19 protein-coding genes and 1 pseudogene are annotated in these 21307 nt (G+C 45.9%); 11 read left to right on the top strand and 9 right to left on the bottom strand.

Annotated elements, in window-relative coordinates; genetic code table 11:
* Positions 1-294: 294 nt before the first annotated feature.
* From QUA90_RS08320 to QUA90_RS08340, 5 genes and pseudogenes are all read right to left on the bottom strand, one after another.
* Positions 295-696, bottom strand: a pseudogene (locus QUA90_RS08320) (IS4 family transposase); the annotation flags it as partial.
* Positions 697-876: 180 nt separating this feature from the next.
* Entirely contained in the window at positions 877-2265 is a 1389-nt protein-coding gene (locus QUA90_RS08325; protein ID WP_333082221.1) for a UDP-glucose/GDP-mannose dehydrogenase family protein, read from the bottom strand.
* A gap of 118 nt (positions 2266-2383) precedes the next feature.
* Positions 2384-3322 (bottom strand): UDP-glucuronic acid decarboxylase family protein, encoded by a 939-nt coding sequence (locus QUA90_RS08330; protein ID WP_333444879.1) that lies wholly within the window; start codon positions 3320-3322, stop codon positions 2384-2386.
* A gap of 577 nt (positions 3323-3899) precedes the next feature.
* Positions 3900-6656, bottom strand: a complete 2757-nt coding sequence (locus QUA90_RS08335) for an ATP-binding protein (protein WP_333444881.1) — start codon at positions 6654-6656, stop codon at positions 3900-3902.
* A 129-nt stretch (positions 6657-6785) separates the two neighbouring features.
* Complete coding sequence (locus QUA90_RS08340; protein WP_333444883.1) at positions 6786-7817, bottom strand: nSTAND1 domain-containing NTPase; 1032 nt, start codon at positions 7815-7817, stop codon at positions 6786-6788.
* A gap of 159 nt (positions 7818-7976) precedes the next feature.
* On the opposite strand from QUA90_RS08340, the gene QUA90_RS08345 reads away from it, so the two are divergent.
* The 5 genes from QUA90_RS08345 to QUA90_RS08365 all read left to right on the top strand — a co-directional run bounded on the left by QUA90_RS08345 (position 7977) and on the right by QUA90_RS08365 (position 9490).
* Positions 7977-8270: a hypothetical protein gene (locus QUA90_RS08345; protein ID WP_333444884.1), complete on the top strand. Its 294-nt coding sequence runs from the start codon at positions 7977-7979 to the stop codon at positions 8268-8270.
* A gap of 132 nt (positions 8271-8402) precedes the next feature.
* The gene (locus tag QUA90_RS08350; protein WP_333444886.1) at positions 8403-8600 is read left to right on the top strand and encodes a DNA-binding protein; all 198 of its coding nucleotides are present in this window, start codon (positions 8403-8405) and stop codon (positions 8598-8600) included.
* Positions 8600-8821, top strand: coding sequence for a Fic family protein (locus QUA90_RS08355; RefSeq protein ID WP_333444888.1), 222 nt, complete (start codon positions 8600-8602; stop codon positions 8819-8821). Before QUA90_RS08350 ends, QUA90_RS08355 begins: the two co-directional genes overlap by 1 nt.
* Positions 8822-8839: 18 nt before the next feature.
* Entirely contained in the window at positions 8840-8989 is a 150-nt protein-coding gene (locus tag QUA90_RS08360) for a hypothetical protein (RefSeq protein WP_333444890.1), read from the top strand.
* A 54-nt stretch (positions 8990-9043) separates the two neighbouring features.
* Positions 9044-9490, top strand: a complete 447-nt coding sequence (locus QUA90_RS08365; protein WP_333444892.1) for a DUF5958 family protein — start codon at positions 9044-9046, stop codon at positions 9488-9490.
* Positions 9491-9706: 216 nt separating this feature from the next.
* On the opposite strand, the gene lepA is transcribed toward QUA90_RS08365, so the two are convergent.
* Complete coding sequence (gene lepA / locus QUA90_RS08370; RefSeq protein ID WP_006632512.1) at positions 9707-11521, bottom strand: translation elongation factor 4; 1815 nt, start codon at positions 11519-11521, stop codon at positions 9707-9709.
* Positions 11522-11848: 327 nt separating this feature from the next.
* Between lepA and QUA90_RS08375 the strand changes: the two genes are divergently transcribed.
* Together QUA90_RS08375 and QUA90_RS08380 are read left to right on the top strand one after the other, a co-directional pair.
* A complete protein-coding gene (locus tag QUA90_RS08375) occupies positions 11849-12076 on the top strand; it encodes a type II toxin-antitoxin system CcdA family antitoxin (protein WP_015176471.1) in 228 nt (75 codons plus the stop codon).
* A gap of 564 nt (positions 12077-12640) precedes the next feature.
* Positions 12641-14539: an ATP-binding protein gene (locus QUA90_RS08380; RefSeq protein ID WP_333324032.1), complete on the top strand. Its 1899-nt coding sequence runs from the start codon at positions 12641-12643 to the stop codon at positions 14537-14539.
* A 369-nt stretch (positions 14540-14908) separates the two neighbouring features.
* Here QUA90_RS08380 and QUA90_RS08385 read toward each other — a convergent pair whose 3' ends face one another.
* On the bottom strand, positions 14909-15625 hold the full coding sequence (locus QUA90_RS08385) for a GUN4 N-terminal ARM-like repeat domain-containing protein (RefSeq protein WP_333324034.1): 717 nt from the start codon (positions 15623-15625) through the stop codon (positions 14909-14911).
* Here QUA90_RS08385 and QUA90_RS08390 point away from each other — a divergent pair.
* Positions 15624-15821: a hypothetical protein gene (locus QUA90_RS08390; RefSeq protein ID WP_333083152.1), complete on the top strand. Its 198-nt coding sequence runs from the start codon at positions 15624-15626 to the stop codon at positions 15819-15821. The two genes, QUA90_RS08385 and QUA90_RS08390, sit on opposite strands and share 2 nt — an antisense overlap.
* A 40-nt stretch (positions 15822-15861) precedes the next feature.
* Here the strand turns inward: QUA90_RS08390 and QUA90_RS08395 are convergent, their stop codons facing one another.
* Positions 15862-16434: a hypothetical protein gene (locus tag QUA90_RS08395; protein WP_333175374.1), complete on the bottom strand. Its 573-nt coding sequence runs from the start codon at positions 16432-16434 to the stop codon at positions 15862-15864.
* A gap of 272 nt (positions 16435-16706) precedes the next feature.
* Positions 16707-16916, bottom strand: coding sequence for a hypothetical protein (locus QUA90_RS08400; RefSeq protein WP_333324037.1), 210 nt, complete (start codon positions 16914-16916; stop codon positions 16707-16709).
* A 1056-nt stretch (positions 16917-17972) separates the two neighbouring features.
* Between QUA90_RS08400 and QUA90_RS08405 the strand changes: the two genes are divergently transcribed.
* From QUA90_RS08405 to QUA90_RS08415, 3 genes are all read left to right on the top strand, one after another.
* A complete protein-coding gene (locus QUA90_RS08405; protein WP_333444894.1) occupies positions 17973-20621 on the top strand; it encodes an AAA-like domain-containing protein in 2649 nt (882 codons plus the stop codon).
* Positions 20622-20688: 67 nt separating this feature from the next.
* Complete coding sequence (locus QUA90_RS08410) at positions 20689-20943, top strand: type II toxin-antitoxin system RelN family antitoxin (protein ID WP_333444896.1); 255 nt, start codon at positions 20689-20691, stop codon at positions 20941-20943.
* Positions 20933-21295 (top strand): type II toxin-antitoxin system RelE/ParE family toxin, encoded by a 363-nt coding sequence (locus QUA90_RS08415; protein ID WP_333324041.1) that lies wholly within the window; start codon positions 20933-20935, stop codon positions 21293-21295. Before QUA90_RS08410 ends, QUA90_RS08415 begins: the two co-directional genes overlap by 11 nt.
* Positions 21296-21307 lie beyond the last annotated feature (12 nt).

A 21307-nucleotide genomic window follows, 5' to 3' on the forward strand; every position in this document is an offset into this window, starting at 1 on the left:
AATTAATAATTAAATGGGGTCGCAAAATTAAAAATAAGGGTAATGCTTGTATCACAGTTTAAATGTGCAACAGCTTATCCCTACATACCTTCTTTTATCCTTCTCTGATAAAGAGTTATAAAACTTCTTCATTTTAGACTCAATTGAACTCGAATAAAACGTGGGTTTAAAGGTAAAATAGTGTACGGTAATAAAAAAACTGTTGCAAGTTGCTCTGGTGTTTTGGTAAACTCAGCGATCTAGCCTTGTTCTTGATTATATATAATAATTCATCAAGTTATTGATTTTTTATTCCAAAGCATGATTGCCCCAAATTATCGTGACTATGATTAGATTGCGGTCTGGCCATTGAGTTCTTTCGAGAGCAACGGCTACATATTTTTTAGTTGAGAATGTTAATTTTGAACGGTTTCTCCGTTGCGCTCTATTAAATCTTTGCTCTCTAAATTCAGACTTTAAAGCCACTTTGATTATAGGAAACCACAGGAACTTGGCCGAAAGCTGGGGGAGCTTAAGAAATCGCTGGAGACTTCGGAAGCGACTATTGTATTGAATCGGTTGTGGAAAGATGTTAGCCAATCTTGATAATCTGACTTGTCGATGGCTTTGAAGCGTCAGAACTAAGAGTTCTAAGGTGAGTGCTTGACTCTCGCTCAAGTGGATTGGTAATAACTTTTGGTATAATGTCTTTAGTATTTTTTGTGGGGTGGCTCCCAAGGCCACTCGCTTTTTTACGACTTCTCCATTATCTCAAACAATTGCCCCGTCTGGGTTTTCCCTCGGTTGTCACCCTCTCAGCCTGAATTCTTACCTAACGGATAAGTTGCGATCGCTATCCTCAAGATATAATCGCGATCGCAACTTCACGCTCACCCTTTACCTTCCAATCCCCACATATTGGAAACCAGCCGCTTCTAAAGCCTTCTTGTCTAAGAAATTGCGGCCATCAATCATCACCGGATGATTCATCAACTTTGCCATTTTCTCGTAATCTAAATTACGAAACTGTTCCCAGTCAGTCACCAACACCAAAGCATCGCAACCGTCTGCCAACCTTTCCGGGTCAGTTTCTACCAAAACTCCCGACAAACCGTGACGCATCCCCGTTTGAGAAACAATCGGATCGTAAGCTTTAACTTTCGCTCCCAATCGGTTCAAACTCTCGATTAAATTCAGCGCGGGAGCATCTCGCAAATCGTCAGTATCCGGCTTGAAAGTCAAACCCAAAAGTCCGACGGTTTTACCTTTGAGAATCTTCAAAACGTGCTGCAACTTTTCAATAGCAATCAACCGCTGGCGTTCGTTAACTTCCACGGCCGCTTTTAGCAAATGCGCCTCGTAACCGTAATCCTCAGCCGTGTGAACTAAAGCCGAGACATCTTTGGGGAAACAAGAACCGCCCCAACCAATGCCAGCTTGGAGAAACTTGTTGCCAATCCGTGAATCTAAGCCGATACCTCGGGCAACTTGACTAACATCTGCACCGACGCGATCGCAAATATTAGCAACTTCATTAATAAAGCTAATCTTCGTAGCTAAAAAAGCATTAGCTGCGTACTTAATCATCTCCGCTGAACTGATATCAGTCATCACCACAGGAACCTCCGGCAAAGACGGATTTTCTGCAAACTTGCGATCGACAATCGGCCGATATAACTGTAGCATCATATCCATAGCCCGCTGAGAGTTGCTGCCAAGAACAATGCGATCGGGATTAAAAGTATCGAAAACAGCACAGCCCTCCCGCAAAAACTCCGGGTTGCTAACCACATCAAATTGAACACCTGTTTTTGCTGCGACTTCCTCACCAGTAGCGCCCTCACCGCTTTGAGGTTTTTGACGTTCTGCTAAACCGTCTAGTACAATTCTTCGCACCCAATCCCCCGAACCGATGGGCACTGTCGATTTGTTTACGATTACTTTGTAATCGCCGTCGAGGTGAGCTCCAATGCCACGAGCAACCGCTTCCACGTAGCGAGTATCGCTTTCCCCAGTAGGCAATGGAGGCGTCCCCACGGCAATAAACAAAATATCCCCGTGAGCCACTCCTGCTGCTAAATCCGAAGTAAATTCTAGATTGCCAGACGCAGATGCAGAAGACATTAATTCAGACAGTCCAGGTTCAAAAATAGGCGACTGTCCCGACTTCATTAATTTAACTTTTTCTTCGTTGTTGTCTACGCAAATCACGTGGTGGCCGATGTGGGCCAAACAAGTGCCGGTGACTAAGCCAACATATCCTGTACCGATGACGCAAACGTGCATAGAAATCTCCTCAAAGCTAGTAAATAAATCAGGTAGAAATTGGGAATCGAGAATTGGGAATTGGGAATTGGGAATTGGGAATAAGGAAGATTTTTTCCATCCCTCACTCTCCCAGTCTCTACTTGTGGTTTCCCTCGATGCGATCGCGAAAATCCTTTATAGTCAACTCTAAACCTTGATCCAGCGGCACAGTTGGCTCCCACTCCAACCAATTTTTAGCACGAGTAATATCCGGTTGTCGCTGTTTGGGATCGTCTTCCGGCAGCGGTTTAAAGATAATTTCTGCCCCTGGATTAATCGTGTTTTGAATTTTTTGTGCCAGTTCCAATATAGTGTATTCGCCGGGATTCCCCAAATTCATCGGCCCGATTTGGTCGCTATTCATCAAACGAATAAATCCTTCTACCAAATCAGAAACGTAGCAGAAACTCCGTGTTTGGGAACCGTCGCCGTATACTGTCAGCGGTTGATTCCGCAAAGCTTGAGCAATAAAATTGCTGACTACTCTGCCGTCATTTTCCAACATCCGGGGGCCGTAGGTATTGAAGATTCGCACAACTCGAATGTCTACTCCATTTTGACGGTGGTAATCAAAAGATAAGGTTTCAGCTACTCGCTTCCCTTCGTCATAACAACTGCGAATTCCTATACAATTAACGTTGCCGCGATAATCTTCTGTTTGCGGGTGGACATCAGGATCTCCGTACACTTCGGAAGTGGAAGCGAGAAAAAATCTTGCTTTTACCCGTTTTGCCAATCCCAACATATTCATCGTGCCGATGACGTTTGTTTTAATTGTCTTGACAGGGTTGTACTGATAGTGTATCGGGGAAGCGGGACAGGCCAGATGGTAAATCTGATCTACCTCTAACCGAATCGGTTCCGTGATGTCGTGGCGGATCAGCTCAAAATACGGGTTGTCCAGCCATTTGAGGATATTGCGTTTAGTCCCGGTGTAAAAATTATCCAGGCAGACTACCTCGTGTCCTTGGGCCATTAAGCGATCGATTAGGTGGGAACCGAGGAAACCCGCACCGCCTGTGACTAAAATTCTCATTGTGGAAACTGCCGTTCTGTTTAGGGGTAGGACTGGAGTACAAAAATTCAGTCGCTCGAATGAAACTTACTAATAGAATAACAAAATTGCGATCGACAATGTAAATACTTATGCGTCACTTTTATAAAATCTTTAATTAACTTAGCATTTTCAAATAGTTTGAACAAAGTGCTATAATTCGCAAATGTCGGTAGCAATTTTTATTTAAGCTTTAATATTTCCGAAAAAACACTCTTGACATTAGTTCTGTTATTTGTTAATGATTATTGGTTATTTGATGACTTCGGTCTGAGGTTGGGCGATGCCCTAGGGGATAGCTGCGCTTCACGGGCTTATTTGAAAAAACCCGGGTCGATTTATCTGAAAAGCAATATGAGAGAAATTATGTCGATCTAAAAAATTAGGTAATAATTTCAGGAAAACTGTAGTTTTACTCGAACCGTTAGGGCCGCCAATAATGTAAATATTTGGCTAATAGTAATATTAATTTTACAGCTTGTCTCTTAGTCACCCTCTGCTGGGACGAGAGTTTGTGTAGGATTGGTTTCAACCGCCGAATACTCAAAGGGATAACTAACTATTGCTTCCCTCCCAATGACATCTCAACCCAGCGGCGGAATAGTTCAACAGTAATACAGTAGCAACCATCACTTTCTCGAACCACATCGTGGCGTTCGAGAGTTTTTAGTGCTTCCTGTAAAATTGTCTCATCCATCCCTGTTTCTTGACTCAGCCTGTCGAGATTCATTCCTTCTAAGTGAGGTGCTAAGGCTTTTAAAATCTCCTGTTGTCCCGATGCGCCTTGCGCTGCTTGACCCCAAACTCCTGTAAAATAGTAGCGACCTCGGCTGAAGAATTCCGGGTCATTAATGACAGTTGCTACGTCTTCTAGTGTAAACATTGGATCGCGGGGGCGTCCGATTTCAAATACTTGGTCGTTGTAGAGGCGGACTAACAGAAATCCTACCAATTGCGTGAGGTAGGGTTGACCGTGAGTTAGTTCATAAATGCGATCGAGGGCTTCTGGTTTGTAGTCGAGGAGAAAATCATCATCGGGATTCGCTAAAACTTGGCGAGTTGCACCAAGACTCAGGAAACCTACTCGGATGGGGATAATGCTAGCAAAAAAAGGATTGAAATAATCCTGGGTCATTTCATCCAAGGTGTGCAATCCGGCAAAAGCAAAGGCTACTTTAGAACTCATTTGCACCATCCCTCGCAAAAAACCGATAAAATCTTGATTGATGTTCCCAGCGTCTATCAATTCTTCTATTTTTTCAAACTCGTCTAAAGCAACGATCAATCCACTTTCTATATTTGCTATTACTTGTTCGATGTAGCGTCCAAAAGTGAGATAGGGTAAATCGAGTAATTCGCGATCGGCAGGAGGTGCAATTTTGACTGTTTTGGCAATGGCATCGGTGATGAATATTAGCAGTTCGCCGACTCCTTGAGAGCAATCTCCTACGCGCAGCAAATTGACATAAGCTACCTGTACTTTTGAGCATAAGCAGTTGCTAGCATTCAACAAAATCGAAGTTTTTCCCATCCGCCGATGACCGTAGAGAGCCACAGATTGAACCGGATTGCCTTTTACCCACAACTCCTCTAGCTGTCTGATGATGTCTTCGCGGCCCACAAATAGATTGCCTTGGACTGGATCGCCAATTATATAGGGGATCATGACTGGTTCAGTAATCGAAATATCTCCGATTTTCCCGGTCACTTGCAGTAATATTTGTTGCCATTTTTTGGCAGGTTGAATAATTAAATTTCGTTCAGATTGTGGTATAATATCTGGACGATCGAGGATAGTTTCAAGCTCACCTAATGCTCGGTTGAGGGCAAGGGAACGGGCAGAACGAGATACGCTATTCTCGACGACTTGAACATCGGCAATTACCCGCCGTAGAGAAGCAATTGCTTCCCAAGTAGTCTCACGCAGCAGAGGTGGATTTGGGGAAGCAGGCAGCTTCAGGGAAGCAATCTCGGCTAGTTCTGCTGTTTGGTGAAAATCTGTGAGAATCTGCGCTAAGGTAAACATCTCGTCTCCATAAAGCAGATCTCGCACTACAGCGAAAGCTTCTGTAGCTTTGTCTGGTTTTTGCTCGTGGAGATACCAGAAACCAGCAGCAGAGGCACGGGCAGGAGTATTTAAATGAATTTCTGTTTGAAAACGAGCTTGAATTTGTTGTCGCCAAGGTAGGAGGAAAAAAACTTCTACTGCTTCTGACTTGATTACTTGACTTAGAGAAGCTGAGGCAAAACGCACCAACTTCCAATCATAAGGATCTTCTGATAATTGAGCGAGGCGATAGATGAGTTGGTCTTTTGGTGTGTCTGCCAGTACACGATTTACAGCTTTAACAACAGGGATAAACTGAAGGGTAAATAGTAGTAGTTGGTTAATGTTGTGCAATCCTGTTTCCCAATCCCGCCTCAGCCAATTAGCTATTTGAGAAGACAGGTAGGGAAGGGGAAGTGGGGTAATGTGAGGAAATTGTCTATTTAGCTGTTGACGCTGGAGTAAGGTAAACGGTACAGCGAAAAGCCAATTTTCAGGACGTGCGAACGCCACGCCGGACGCCACGCCGAACGCCACGCCCAACGCCACGCCGGACGCCACGCCGGACGCCACGCCCCACGCCACGCCGGACGCCACGCCGAACGCCACGCCGAACGCCACGCCCAACGCCACGTCGAACGCCACGTCCCACGCCACGCCGGACGCCACGCCCGACACCACGCCCAACCACACGCCCGACGCCACGCCCCACGCCACGCCCAAGGCCACGCCCGACGCCACGCCCAAGGCCACGCCCGACGCCACGCCCAACCCCACGCCCAACCCCACGCCCAACCCCACGCCGGACGCCACGCCCGACGCCACGCCCAACCCCACGCCCAACCCCACGCCCAACCCCACGCCGGACGCCACGCCCAACGCCACACCGGACGCCATGCCGGACGCCACGCCCCACGCCACGCCCAACGCCACGCCCAACGCCACGCCGGACCAATGGATAGAAATGCCTATTTCCTCCAAAAATCTACTCAAGCCTACGAGGATAACAATGATTAACATCAAGGCTTGTAGAATTAACTGACACTGGACGGAATTTTGACGCAACCACTCCCACTTTTCTCGCCAGGTTTTGGGGTCTTGTAAATTAGATTCACCCCCAAAAGTAGACTCATACCACCGCAAAGCTTGAGGAAAGAAAAACACCCAATATAACAATCGCAGGTAATCTAAAGGATTCCACAAAGAAAGAGGGCGCTTCAGTTTGGGAGCTAAATCTAACCGAGGAACCGGGCGATCGTTTTGACTCATAAATAGGTGGGGATGAATAAACAGGACTTACGCACGGGTGGTGAGAAACCGGATTTTTTACCGAATCTGCGATTCTCTAACGAAATATTTTCGTAAAAAACCCGGTTTCTGGGCCCCGATGTGTAAGTCCTAGTTGATATAACCAGCATAAGTTTGATAGCACAACTGCATCAATTTCTGAGGATAGCCGCCACTTTCAGCAATTAACTCCGCAATTTCTTCCTCAGTAAAATTCACGGGCTGAGCAACAGGTGTTAACCAGGAAGCCTGGAGGCGACTAACAATAAATTCGCGGCTGGTTTTTTCATCCCATTGCTTCAGAGTTTCCTCATGTCCTTTGAAAGGAGATGTCATATTTGTTCCAGGAAATAGGATATCAAGAGAGGTGCGCGCGGTGATAACTAGACGCAAAGGTGGGTTATATCCCTCAGTCAAACCCCGCAATAAGCTGCGTGTTGGATTAGTAAACCCATCCCATCTCATATTCTCAACTTCATCTAAAAGTAACAGCAGCGGGTTCGATTCTAAAGCCCGTGACAGATTACCTCCTTTCGCTTTCTCGATACCTGCTTTGTGGCATAAATCGCCATAAAAGTCATCTTCATCGCAAACAATTTGCAAATCGATGTAAATGGGTTGGCGTGCATAACGCAGTTGATTTGGTGCTTCTCGGTAAATAGCTTGCAGCAGAGAACTTTTGCCGATCGCGCTTTCGCCAATTACGGCTACATTACTGCCACTATTCAGCGTCTCGAACACCCGCCGAATTTCCCTTTCTCTGCCAAACAAAAATTTCGGATCGTCTATCTTGCCATGCTGGGGAATAAAGGGATTATTGTGGTTGATATTTAGCTGTTCTAATTCTGCTATTGGATTGTCATTTGGTAATAATTTTTGGGGCGATGGCGTTCCATTGGGTTCTAGAATTTCTTGCCAATTCAATCCTAAAGCCTTGCAAATTGCCACAAAATACTGGGGTTTGACACCCTTCTGGGTGAAAAATTTATGAACTGTTTGAATATCGATACCTATCTTTAAATTTTTTTCTTCCCCCATCACAACACGATCGGCTAAGTCTTGGCGACTCCAGCCTTTGTCTGTGAGAGCGGTTTTTGCTTTTTCAATTCCTGCGTCAGATGCTGCGATCGATCGCTCTGCCATAGCTAAGTTACGAACGTTTTAACTATTGTAGCAAGCGATCGTCAACCAAACGCATCCTAAACGCATACCAAACTCATACTAAGTGAAACCTATACACAGGCTGACTTTCAAGCTTTTACCCTTTAAGATTAAAACATATCCAATAAGAAAGTAGCAATCATGAAAGCTAAACCAAATATGACACCTGCTAAACCCAAATTTACTAAAATGACTCGTAAAAACACTCCTCCTCAATCTCCCTCTCCTTTCCAGTACGTCTTCGCCACTGTTATCTTTTTTACCTTACTTTCTGGAGGAGTCTCTTTACGAATTAGTACCGAAGATCGGCCATCTCCCCAACAAGCTCGCATTTTTGAGACTTGCAATAGCACTTGGAATATGGGTGTGGGTGCAATTTTCGGACTTTTAAGTAGTAAGGTAGTTCAAAATAATGATGATGATGATAAGGAGTAATCTCTGATAGTTTATTTGCAAAAGGGCGATCGCCCTTCATGTTTAAAAGTGCGATCGCTCTTTCAAAAACCCTAACTCCTGCTCAGACATTTGACGTGCTACACTCAGAGTATCGTCACAGCCACAAACAGAATGCAAACCATTACCATCACAATTCCAGACGATCGCCTGCACAAGCTCCAAGAAATCGCCAACCGCCTCGGCGTTTCCCTAGAAGCATTACTGCTTGCGGGTGCTGAAAACTTGCTCGCACCACCAGAAACATCCTTCCAAAATGCTATGGAATACGTCCTCAAAAAGAATGCGGAACTTTACCAAAAGCTCGCGTAATGCGCTATCTAACTTTAACAGAAGTCTTAGAACTTTATCGGCGCATTATCGAGCAGTCTGGCGGAGCATTTGGCATCGCTAATTTAGGAGCCTTAGAGTCAGCTTTAGCTCAGCCGCGCATGACGTTTGGCGGGGAGGAACTTTACCCAACTATCGTGGAAAAAGCTTCAGCCCTTGGATTTGCTTTGATTAAAAATCATCCTTTCTTAGATGGTAACTAACGCATCGGTCACGCAGCAATGGAAGTCTTTCTAGTTTTGAATGGCTTTGAGATTTCTGCACCTGTGGAAGAGCAAGAACAAATTATATTACAAGTCACATCAAGCGCGATCGGCCGCGATGAATTTACTGAGTGGCTGCGCTGTCATATTGTTCCTAATTCTATTTGAGAAATTATGACGGAGAACCTCACGTTATATTTGAGCCAGACTTAGGAGAGGCAAATGAATCTAGCCGATGAAATTACAATCAATCAAATTCAACAAGAATTAATTAGCCAAGAAGATGCAAAAAACTGGTTTTTAAGATTCCCAACCGAATACCAGCAGGAAATATTGCAGCGGCTATCCTACATGACCCTCCAAGCAGGGGCGCGAGAAGAAGATGTTTCCCTAGCAATTGCTAAATCAAAACTTCGCCCAACTTACACCCCTTGTGTGTTACTGAGTAGAGGGCGATTAAAAGAACAAATGGCAAAGCTTTTGAAACTGCCGCCCTCAGAATCTATCAAAACCTTTTTCCTGTTAAGGAGTGTATTGGCAATTGCCGATGCGCGCAGGTACTGCAAATCTTGTCAAGATGGCTGTAGCCACTGGTGGCATCGCGATTTGAGCGATCACAAAGTTGTAGATGAAATTCGGCGCGAGTTGCAACAAAGCATTCTTGTTTAAGTTGTAGTAATCTGTGATGCGATCGAGCGCTCGCCACTCACGCTGCAGCCATATTCTGGGCTTCCACAGGGACGGGCTCTCCGGCCAATCCCACAATAAAACTGACTCTTTGTGGAACAGGCATCTTGCCTGTTCTAGATGACTGCAAACAACTACAAAAAACAGACTCTTTGTGGAACAGGCATCTTGCCTGTTCCTGACAAAAGGCCACACAGATTACGAATCTCGATCGAGCTTCAGCACAGCCATAAAAGCCTCCTGCGGCACATCCACAGTACCCACAGACTTCATCCGCTTCTTACCCTTCGCTTGCTTTTGCAGCAACTTCTTCTTCCGCGAAATATCACCGCCGTAACACTTCGCCAACACATCCTTCCGCAAAGCCGGAATGTGTTCCGAAGCAATCACCTTAGCGCCAATTGTCGCTTGAATCGGCACCTTAAACTGGTGGCGAGGAATCAACTCCTTGAGTTTTTCCGTCAACCCGCGACCCACATTATAAGCCTTATCCCGGTGTACGATCATCGCCAAAGCATCAACCGGATCGCCATTAATTAAAATGTCCATTTTCACCAACGGATTTTCGCGATAACCGATGAGGTGATACTCCATGCTCGCATAACCGCGCGATCGCGATTTCATCTGGTCAAAAAAGTCCGTCACCACCTCCGCCAAAGGCAACTCATAAACCAGCGTAGTTCGGCCTTGACTCAAATACTTCATATCCATAAAAATGCCCCGCCGACTTTGAGATAGTTCCATCAGCGCGCCCACATAAGTTTCTGGCGACAGCATTTCTACCCGCACATAAGGTTCCTCAATTTTCTCGCGATACTGAGGATCTGGCAAGTGGCTGGGATTGTCAATTGTTAACACTTCTCCTTTAATTGTTGTGATTTGATAAACCACAGAAGGAGCCGTAACAATCAAATCCAAATTGTATTCTCTCTCCAGTCTTTCTTGCACAATTTCCATGTGCAGCAAACCCAAGAAACCGCAGCGGAAACCAAATCCCATCGCACTCGAAGTTTCTGGTTCGTAAGAAAGCGCCGCATCGTTGAGCTCGAGTTTTTCTAAAGCTTCCCGCAAATCTGGAAATTGGTCAGCATCGATCGGGAACAAGCCGCAAAAAACCATCGGCTTTGCCTCTGTATAACCCGGCCAAGGCTCCGGTGCCGGCTTTTTGACCAAAGTAATCGTATCGCCAACGCGAGCATCAGCTACTGCCTTAATTGCAGCGCCCAGATAACCAACTTCCCCCGCGTGCAGTTCGTCTACTTGAACTTGAGTCGGTGAAAGGATGCCCAATTCATCGATGACATATTCCTTACCCGAAACCATCAACAAAACTCGATCGCCCTTTTTGACACTTCCGTCCATCACCCGGAAATACACAATTACCCCGCGATAAGGATCGTAATAACTATCAAAAATTAGCGCCCGCAGCGGTTTGTCAACAGTATCCTGCGGCGGCGGCACCAATTCGACGATCGACTCCAAAATCTCATCTATACCAATTCCTTCCTTAGCCGAAGCCTCAATCGCCCCGCTACAGTCCAGACCGATAATTTCTTCAATTTCCCCTTTTACCCGTTCCGGTTCTGCCCCCGGCAGGTCAATTTTATTTAAAACTGGAATAATTTCCAAATTATTTCCCAAGGCAAGGTAGACATTTGCCAGGGTTTGTGCTTCCACGCCTTGAGATGCGTCTACCACCAGCAGCGCCCCTTCGCAAGCAGCGAGCGATCGCGACACCTCGTAAGAAAAGTCCACGTGTCCGGGAGTGTCGATCAGATTCAGCACGTACTCCTGACCGTCCTTGGCAGTATAATTCATCCGAGCCGCTTGCAGCTTGATCGTAATGCCGCGTTCGCGTTCGAGATCCATATTGTCTAAAAACTGCTCCTTCATCTCCCGTGCCTGCACAGTCCCAGTCGCCTGCAACAGGCGATCTGCCAAGGTCGATTTTCCGTGGTCGATGTGAGCAATAATCGAAAAATTACGAATGCGAGATACAGGGACGTTAGTCATGTTTTTTATCGAAGAGCTAATCGGCAAAGGATACTTTTTGTTGTATGATTACACAAGCAAGAGTAGAGTGCTTACTTCAACCTCTTACTGGGGATTGAGATGAAACCACAACTGAGGCAAACCTCAAGAGTATCAGTTATTACCCATCAAGTGTCCGACCGAGCCCGGATACCCAAAAGGAAAAAACTTTTCTCTGTCTCATTGTACAGAAAGCTGTTAAGCGGTTGAGGAAAGGTGGGGTGCAAATCAGGGACTGCAAATATCTAGTCCAGTCGCTTGTCATCAAAAGAATTGAAACCTAAGAATTAAAACTAGGATTTTTTAACTATGAGCCAGTCAAGTATACCCTCCCACAGTTCGTCAGAAAAAGTGGAACTATCTATCCATATAGATTCTGAACTGCTAGACCAAATTAAGCACTTGACGAATGACCCCAGCAAAGTCATTGAAACAGCAATCAAGCAGTGGCTCAGAGGCGAGCGCCGCGAAGACGAGCTGGCTCTGAGTTTACGCCGCAACCCCCCAGTCCCGCCGCGTGGTGAATGGAACGACTGAGGTACTCTCGCCCCAGACGGCGCGCGCAAATCTGCAGGCTGTGAAATTTAGAGCGCGCGGGCGATCTCCTGCAGATTTCGTGGCTAAAGCTACAGGTGGTGGGCGAGTGAACTCGGCTAAATCACAACCTCGGAACTATTCCAGGTGAGTGAAAAAATGCGTGAGCCATTCCCGGACTAGAGTTGTTCGCAGCCTCATATTTTGGCGTAATTTTCACACTTGATAGTTAATCGGTGCAGATTCCTAATTTCTCAATCTTAATTTTTATCTTTAAATTACCCAAAAAGGCTGAGAACGAATAGTTTTGAGTTTTGAGTTGAGTTCAGAATTAACGAATTAACATTTTATGAACTCATTAATCACTCAAGAGTCAATAGTATAAGCCTAAAATAATTGCCAATTGTGAGTTTTGATCAATTAATGTCTTAATTAAGAAGCCAACAACTTTTTAAGTGATTAATAACTCACAAATTAACAGTAGAAGCCAAAAACAATGGGGACTCTTGAGTTCTTTATTAAAAACTCAAGAATCCAAAAGCCGAACTACTTTCATCCCCTACTCTGATGGACTCTAACACAGATTTCCGGCGATCGAGCCTCGCCTCTACAGTTTTTTTTCAAGAGTTAGGAGCAGAATTAGTATTTACCCAAGACGCCTCTGGTCGATATCTATCTTTTTACTGGCAAAAAGCCGAGCAGTACAACCTCACAGCAGAACAACTTGTCGATCGCCCCCTCAGCGAAACCCTGCAACCCATCGCCCCAGCGCCTTATCTCGATATCCTGCGGCGGGCGCTCGAAACCCTCGTACCGCAACGGTTCAGCTATCCATTTTGCCACGCCGGACAATATTTTCTCTTCGATTTGACACTCACTCCGGCGATCGACTCAAACGGCAAAGCTACAAAAGTCTTAGTTATGGGAAGGCTGCTGTCTGACAAACCCACAGACAGACGGCCCGACTCCCCAGAATTCATGCTCTATCGAGCTTTGCCATCCCCCTTGGACGCCCGCCAACAAATGTCGCTTCCAGCGAGCCGTATCCCCGGTCGATCGCTCCCTCCGTACTCGGAAATCGATCGTAAAGTCATCTCCCAAATCGCTCAAAACCTGCACAAGACCCTCGATTTAGCCACCATTTGGCAGCAAACTGTTAACAGCTTGGGTCAAGTTTTAAACGCGAGTCGCTGCATCATCTGTTCCTACAAAAAAGACAGCGAAAATCTCGAAACCTCCCCCTTCCTTGCCTCCGAAAATCAGCAAAAATCGACCGCCGCAGCAGCCGAATTACAACAGTCAATAGCTAGCTACCCTTCGCCCCCGCTTTCCCCAACTCAAATCGAAAATCTCCAATCGAAAACTTTTAAAGTAGTAGCTGAATACCGCCAAGAAGCTTACTCTTCTATGCTGGGATTAGAATTGCGCGCAGCCGAACAGCCAGGGTGGATTCAAACTTTAGCCACCTTAAAACCAGTAGCAGTCGATTACGCCTCCCCCGCCACCGATCCCTTCCACCGCCATTCCGTGCTCGTAGCAGCTACCTCCTATGAAGACCAACCCAATGCACTGATATGTTTGCACCGCTGTGGCAGTTCCCCGAAATGGAGTCCAGTCGAACTCGAATTCGCCCGCGAGTTAGTCGCTCAAGTCGGCAGTGCGATCGCCCACGCTACACTTTACCAAGAATTAGAACAGGCCCGCGCCGAAGCCGTGGCTCTTTCCCAACTTAAAAGTCAATTTCTTGCTAATACTTCTCACGAACTCCGCACCCCCCTCAACGGCATCCTCGGCTTTCTAAAACTGCTTATGGACGGCATGGCAGATGACCCCGAAGAAGCGCACCAATTTATCGAAGAAGCTTACCGCTCAGCAGTACATTTGTTCAATGTGATTAACGATATTTTGGATGTCGCTAAAATCGAAGCTGGCAAAATGGAGTTAGACCTCGCTCCCGTCAAACTCGGTGAACTGTTGCAACAAGTTGAGAATTTTACACGGGTTCAAGTCGAGCAAAAGCGATTGCAATTTCAAATCCAAAAACCCCCTGTGGAGGACGAGATTATTGTGTACGGCAACTACCAACGCCTGCTTCAGGTAATCTTGAACCTCACGGGCAATGCGATTAAATTTACCGGGGAAGGAGGAATTCGCATCAGTGCCGAGGTTATTAAGAAAAAGGTGACTGTTCACAACCAGCAGTTCCCCGGAATGGTGAAAATCCGAGTTGCTGATACTGGCATTGGGGTTTCTCTCGACAAGCAGGATAAATTATTTGAGTCGTTTTTTCAGGTAGACGGCGCTCGTACCAGGCAATACGGCGGCACCGGTTTGGGATTGGCTATTTCTCAAAAACTGGTAGAAGCAATGGGGGGTACAGTAAATTTTTACAGTATGGGGGAAGGACTCGGAGCTACTGTTACTTTTACTGTGCCGCTTTATCAAGAACCACTATTTAAAAATTAATCATTCCTTATTCAGCAAGCCCTACATAGAGGATTGCATTTATCACGGCATAAATCGATACTGTGCGAGGACACCGGGCGCAAGCTTCTGGAAACAGGTCTGCTATTAGTTCCCACTGTTCCCACGTCAAGTTGTTAGGATATGCTGCACGTCATTTGCTCACAAAGTGCTGTTATCTACAAATCTCAGCTTAAGCTTTGTGAGCTTTCTTACAATAGCCCCCCACTTTTAAAACATCCTCTAACTTATTCAGCAAGCCCTATCTATGTTCTGACGCGGTTGTTACCGTCAGATCCCACACCCCCTCACCAACAAATGTCGGGCCGAACATCCAGCCCGGCCCGCATTCTCCAAAAGCCCCAAAACGATTCACTTCAACCAGGCAGGATGAGCCATCAAAGCTGCAAAAGGCTGCACTCCCCGCAACTGATTCGACAGCGGCAAATGACCCCTCGGCGCGCTCAAATCCCAAATAAACTCTTGCGGATACCGCGTCCAATTATTCCCTTTCTTCCAGCCAATTAGCGGCCACAACTTATCCCAATTCTTCCCCGAACCGAGCCAAATTTCCCGCTGCACCGAAAAGCCAAATTTGCCTTCGGAATGAACTTTCCACAGCGTATTAATTGTTTGCAAATCCGCCACGGGCAAACTCTCAACTTGCGTAAAATACAGCCACTTTCTCACGGAAGCTGTATCACCCGCCAATTCACAAAGCTTGTCTAAAGTCAAGCGATCGGCTTCTTGAAATTCCTGTAACGCCAATAATTGTTGCAGCGGAGTGTAATCAATGTTAGAGTCCGATCGCAGCGGCACAACCCCAGTCGGAAAATTCGCTTGCAAAAACTCCGTCGCTCTCGGAGAATTAGCACTGTAAAGAATTTGGTAAGCCTTACCCATTACCGCAGTCGGTGCCTCTGACTTGCGCTCTAATAAAAATTCCATCAATACATCCCAACCGGAATCTGCTATTTGTTGTTGCAGCAGTTGCAGTTGAGCTTTTTCCGAACCCGACCTCAACTGAGAGCGGAGTTCGGCTGTATCGGCCGCCGAGTCTAGAGGAGAAGTAGAAATCGAGTCAGTCATGAGAAACTATCAGCTATCAGCTATCAGCTATCAGCTATTAGCTGAAGCCCTGGTTTTCCCCCATTGTACAATGGTACTGACTCGGATTCACTTCTCTGTACTCGGATGCCTGCGCGCCACGCTGCCTAGTTTAGCCGATCGATCGCCCGTACACTTTTCGCCAATGGCAGCAATTGCAAATAAGTCTACCATCTGAACTTTACAATCGATGCCATGTCAAAGAGTTTTTCTTGAACCTAGTCGTCCACGATCGAAACCCATGCAGAGAACGAAGGCGGAAAAAAGTTTATATCATATTCCGAGTCTTCCCACTCTTTGACCCACAGCGGGACGGCGCCGGGGCGAGGAGTTTCAGAAAAGGTGCGTTCTTTGACTTCGATCGAGTGAAATAGCTGTTTTAAAGTATCTCCCCGATCCAAAGCTTCGCTAAGGATGTCGTCCAACTCAGGATCGACCCGTTTGACACGGTTTTTGTCCTCCTCCAGCCACAGAAGTTTCAAAGACTTCAGATCTCTCGGACTGAGGATGCTCTTGTAGTAAACGCGCTTCAGGGTCGCTACAGGCTCCAATGAGCGTTCGATCCGGCGAATTTGCTGAACTCGCAGGTAGTGCCATTCCGCTAAACGCTTGCTTTCCGAAGGCGGGAGGGTGCCCTTGCCCGCTGCGTGTTTGTAGTCGTATTTAATCAAACTGCAAGCCATATTTGCTAGCAGATGAATTAACTGTTTTTCTTTGGGTGTTGCCTGACGCCGTTCCTGGGTTCTTGTCAATACGCGCTGTCTGCGGGTAGTTTCGAGAGTATTTTCCATTGGGTTTTTACGAGATGAAATACGATTGTGCCAGATCCAAATCCCGAACATCAGAAGGTAAGGAAGTTGATAGGCGGGGAAACTCCACCGACAGACTCGCCTTACCTATTTATTTTCCCATCCACCGTTCTCTGAAACTGATCCCCACCCCTGGGATTAGGTAGACTGATCTTGGGATCGAGTTTTAACCGCCTCGATCAGAGGCGGTTGGGACAACAAGCACCACAACTACAACCACAACCGCATCAGAGCGAACCACACAATAGCGCCAATTATTTCCTGCCTTTACGCGTTTTTACCTCTTCTTGCTCCCCATCCTCATTCGTTCCAGTGTAGTTAAAGTCGGGACGACTCTCCCAAGCCGTCAAACGGCTGGCTGATGAATGTTGTGGGGCGATCGCTAAAGCGCTGGTGCTGCCTGCCTGGAAAAAGCCGAAGCCAGCCGAGGCAATTACCCCTAATACTAAGATGCTGTTTTTCATGTTCGATGACCCTGATTTCCGTAGATTGACACTTTTTGGCTAACCCGATCTGTCAGAAATGGGTTGATGCAATAGCCCACTTGTCTTCTGATAAATCTGCCTGCCATAATCAATTCAGACAGGCACACCTGCTTGTGATCGGAACCGCCGGAAGTGACGTGTTACTAATGTCCACGATCATCCATCAACCCGAATTTTTTGGGTAGTGGAGCGAAAGCCATCAGGGCGTCGATCCATCAGGGAGTTATGCCATCAGGGTGCTAATCCATCGGGTAGTTAAGCCATCAGGGCGCATCTTCTACAATTAGCCACCGACTTAACTTTTATAGTTGAGCGAGTGGTTAGCCTGGTACTGACAAAGCCTTTAAGAATTAAACTTTTTGTGGATGCATCCTGAAAAGTTTGTTCTGAGGAATCCCCAAACGCGAAAGCCCGGGGAAAGTCAGCAGCATGGAATTCCATGCAATCTAAGTCAACTAAAAAAACGCAGATTAACGATATCTCCCACTCAAGCAGTCCTCAGCCAAACGCTGGGGTTTTTTATTGGCAGCCATTGCTCAGTCTTTTCCTCCGGCATCCGGCAGGCGGAGCTAAAGGCAGAAGGCTGACGGCGCTGTGGTTAGGAGTTTCCCTGCCCACATCATACCACCGGGTGAATTTTAAAGTATTATTGTAAAAAAAAGTGAAAAAAACGGCGTTTGAGCGTTCTCAATCCGATCGACTGAAAATTTATCTAATTATGTGAACGAGTGTAAAAAATCAAGTGGCGCGCTACGATTGGGCAGATCGTAAGATTTGCGGTGAACGCTTGCAAAGATACGGTAAAGATTGACGAGAAGAAAGCTGAGCTAGTAGACAATAGAGAAAGAGGAAGAAAAATTTTCCACCATAGTAAGGCAAATTCAAAAAAAACCATGCAAATGCAACAGGCAAACTCCAAACCCTGATTGAATAAGTCATTCCCCAATCTAAAATCTAAAATCTAAAATGCTATAAGCGGGCCATAATTGCAATTTGTAACCTTTCGATCGCACAGCATAGGGGTGTAAAATCTTGATGAATTCCCAGATTACAGCAGAAGTCAACTCAACGTACCAATATCAAGTCGGAGGATATTTGCCTGCCGCTGCGCCCACCTATGTCAGGCGCTCGGCAGACAGCGAGCTCTACGAAGGACTCAAAGCCGGAGACTTCTGCTACGTGTTGAGTTCGCCACAAATGGGAAAGTCCAGCCTGCTAGTGCAAACGGCCAAAAGGTTGCAAGCCGAAGGTACAGTTTTTGCCGCCATCAACTTGAGAAGCATCAGCAGCCCAGATATCTCCCCCCAAAAGTGGTATGGCGGCATCATGTACCGCATGGCCAGCAGTTTACACATCACAAACAGGTTTGATGCCATCAAGTGGTGGAACGATCGCGAACTGCTATCGCCGGTGCAGCGATTGGAGATATTTATCGAAAAAGTTTTGCTCAAGTCACTTCAGCAAAATCTGGTAATTTTCATCGATGACATTGACAGCATCAGCAGCCTAAATTTCAGTACCAGCGATTTTTTTGCTTTGATCCGGGCTTGTTACTCCAAGCGGGCAGAGCAACCGGAATACGGTCGCCTGACTTTTGCTGTTATGGGAGTAGCAGCCCCCTCAGAATTGATCCGAGATCCCAGATGTAACCCTTTTAATATTGGACGGCAGATTCATTTAAGTCGATTCCAACTGCACGAAAGTTTGCCGCTAGCAAAAGGATTAGCCCTGAAAGCTTTTCGCCCCCAAAAAGTGCTCCAAGAAATATTAGCTTGGACGGGCGGTCAACCGTTTCTAACTCAAAAACTTTGCCACTTGGTACTTGAATACGGGCCTTTTATTGGCAGAAATTCCGAAGCTAAGCAAGTTGAAAAACTGGTCAAACACAGAATTATTAAAAATTGGGAAGAAGAAGACGAACCCCAACATTTGACAGCAATACGCGATCGCATTTTCCATAGCCACTGCGACCTCACGCGGCTGTTAACGCTGTACCAGCAAGCTTTGCAACCGATCAAGGCAACAAAACCGGGGGAATCGCAGGGAATACCAGCAGAATACTCTCCCGAAAAAATCGAATTGCAACTGTCAGGACTGGTGGTTAAATCTCAGGGTAAATTAATAGTTGCCAACCTAATTTATCAGTCAGTTTTTAATCGATTCTGGGTAGAAAAAGAGCTGGGAAAATTGGCTCCGTACCGCTTGGCGCTAGCAGCATGGCTGGCTTCAGACCGCGAAGATGAATCGCTGTTATTGACAGGGGAAAGTTTGCAGTCAGCTTTGGATTGGGCGGCTAACAAACAATTAAGCCAAGAACACTATTGGTTCTTGAATCCCGATCGAACTTTTGAGGAAAAACCGAAAGTGGTTGTCGCACAAGTTGCAGACAGCAGCGTAGACACAGATGCAGACAGCCGCATCCTCACCCCGCCCTCAGATAGTGTTCCAACAGGCAGCAACGAACAGAGATTGTACGATCACATCGTCTCCTGCGTGGAAACAGAATCCCCCGCACAGGTGATCGAGCGGTTCCGAAAGCTATTTATCGACGGCATGGGCTATCCCGATCGAGAGATTGAAGCAACTTTGTACAGTATAGTCTCCGTCAAGCGATTGGATCAGCACTTTAAATATATCCTCCACCGCTGCTGCTACATCCCGATCAACCGCTGGCAATTGCAATCACACAACCAGTTCGCGATCGCCAAGTTGGTAGCTTTATTTAAGCAGAGTTCTCCCAGATTCGGGACGGAATTTTACATAGTCAAGCGCTTGCAAGAACAAATAGCTTTCTTTACTAAAAGTGAAGAATTCCAGACCCTAGAGCGCTTAGTAAAAGCCTTAGATAGAGAGGCGGAACCGCAGACACAAGATACAGATTATCCTTTGGGCGAATTGATATGTCGGTATCCTTATTTGTACGGGTATTCTCTGCTGAGCAAGGGCAGCATTGAGGAAGACCAACAAACCATTCAAAAACTGGCATTTCAAAGACAGCGACAATTTGAAACACATTTGTCTCAATATCTAAATTATATGGTTGAGCCGAGAAATACAGAAATAGGAATTGTGCAGCGAGCGGCTAATCCCACACTTTTGAATGATGCAGAACTGCACTTAGCGGTCAGGGAATTTGCGGGAAAAGTAGCAGGCGATCGCAGCTACAAAGAAGCGGCTCAATTTTTCCTAAGAGATTCCCGAAAAACTCCATCTTACGCCTCATTTAAAGTGGATTTATATGAATATTTAATATCGTCCGTAGAACCAGAATACGGCGGGCGTCAATTTAATGACCGTTTGTACAAGCAAATCAAAAATACATTGCGAGAAAATGACTCGGTGAAATTCAATAATTCATTGTTAGTTCGGACTTGCCACCAGTTGTTCAACTTCTTAGTAGTTGAAAATTCCCAACATCTCAGCCACTACGTTTTTTACGACTTGGTGTACAACCTCGGCGCCAGCCGGACAATGGGTTTACTACTCAAACTCGTTCTACTTTCGGGCAAAGTTAAACCAGAGTTGGAAAACCGATTTTCTATTTTGTTTAATCACTATGAAGGTAAAGCTTCTAATGAAATTATGTGGTTTGTCAAATCCTTGGAAAATTTCAATGTGGCTTTGGTTGTTAATTTTGGTAAGACGGATTTGTCTTTGGTTAAACAGCAGCTTATTTTGGCTTGAGAATAACAAAATCGCTCGGACAGGGTTATATAATAGTATTAATTAAAAAAAAATCCAGGACAAACAAATGAAAGCCTTTGAAGTCACAGGAACGATCGACGAAAAAGGTCAATTAATTCTCGATCGACCTTTAACACTAGACACTCCGGGCCCCGTGCGAATTATCGTCCTTCTTCCCGAACCTACAGATGAAGCTGAAGAAGACCCCGACGATACTCCAGTTGAAGAAGTAAAAGCTAGTCTCAGAAGAGCGTTGCAGGAAGCTAAAACCGGACAGCGAATACCTCTTTCTCAAATGTGGGAGGGCATCGATGTCGAATGAATCCGAGCTCGTTCAAATCGATTTAACGCCTGAGTATAAGCGAAATTTGCGTGAATTATCCAAAAAATATCGCCAAATCCGGCTAGATACTCAGCCAGTAATTGAACAAATACAGGCTGGCAATTTTATTGGCGATCGCATTCCCGGAATGGGCGAAGATTATATCATCTTAAAAGTCCGGGTGAAAAACAGCAACATCCAAAAAGGAAAAAGTGCAGGGTATCCCATGATTTATCAAGTCGAATCGCCCGTCAGCGTACTGTTGTTAACCATTTACTCAAAATCAGATCGAACAGATATTAGTCTCAACGAAATCCGCAACATCATCGCCGAGTTTGATGAAAACGAATAGCGGTGTATTATT

The organism is Microcoleus sp. D3_18_C4 (genome assembly GCF_036702355.1).
Lineage (GTDB): Bacteria > Cyanobacteriota > Cyanobacteriia > Cyanobacteriales > Microcoleaceae > Microcoleus.